This window comes from Campylobacter sp. TTU-622 (assembly GCF_016598965.1).
Taxonomy (GTDB): Bacteria; Campylobacterota; Campylobacteria; order Campylobacterales; family Campylobacteraceae; genus Campylobacter_D.
Window position 1 is genome coordinate 1 of the sequence record NZ_JAENKR010000196.1, and the last position, 723, is coordinate 723.

Genomic DNA, 723 nt, shown 5'->3' on the forward strand with positions numbered 1-723 from the left:
AAGGTGGCAAGGCTGAACCTGAATTATCAACCACCCCATCTACATACCAAGGAGCAATTTTGGCTATAAGTAAGGATAAGTATCCACCATAAGACCCCCCCCCATAAATTTTAGGTAAATTTGCAAATTCAGGATAGTTTTTAACTATATCTTTTAAAGCATTGATATGATCAATTGCTGCCATAATGCCATAGTTTTGATATTCGTTATTTGGCGGGATTAAATCACAACTTAAATAAGCTTTAATATTTTTTTCAATAATTCCTTCTTCTTTTAATTTTTTAATATGTTCTTCTATAACAGGATAAATAAGATTATAATAATTTTTCTCATCCGCTTTAATATGAGATAAACCTATATTAGATAAAAGTTTTTGAATTTGATATAAATCTTGTTCATTGGGCATAATTTTTGGATTATATTTTTCATCTATGCTTTTTCTTGCACAAAAACAGTGATAAAAAACATTAACCACAGCTACATCAAAATTTTTAGCTAAATATTCTCTATCAAAATCTAAAAAAGATATATTAGCATTAGCTCCAAAACCACCTATGATAAAAACTATAGCTTTTATATCTTTACTATCATCAAAAGTAAGTCTATACTCAAGCTTACTTTCTCTTTTTATATTAAGTTCAACATCATCACAAGAATTAATTTTATAGGATTTGTTAATTAACATAGTAAATCTTTTTAGTTTTTTAGTATTATAATAAAAAT

Annotated in this window: 1 protein-coding gene; it reads right to left on the bottom strand. The window is 26.3% G+C overall.

Annotation, left to right across the window (positions count from 1 at the left end):
- A partial coding sequence (locus JG677_RS08440) for a DUF2920 family protein (protein ID WP_200286195.1) occupies window positions 1–685 on the bottom strand: 685 nt, incomplete at its 3' end.
- Window positions 686–723 lie beyond the last annotated feature (38 nt).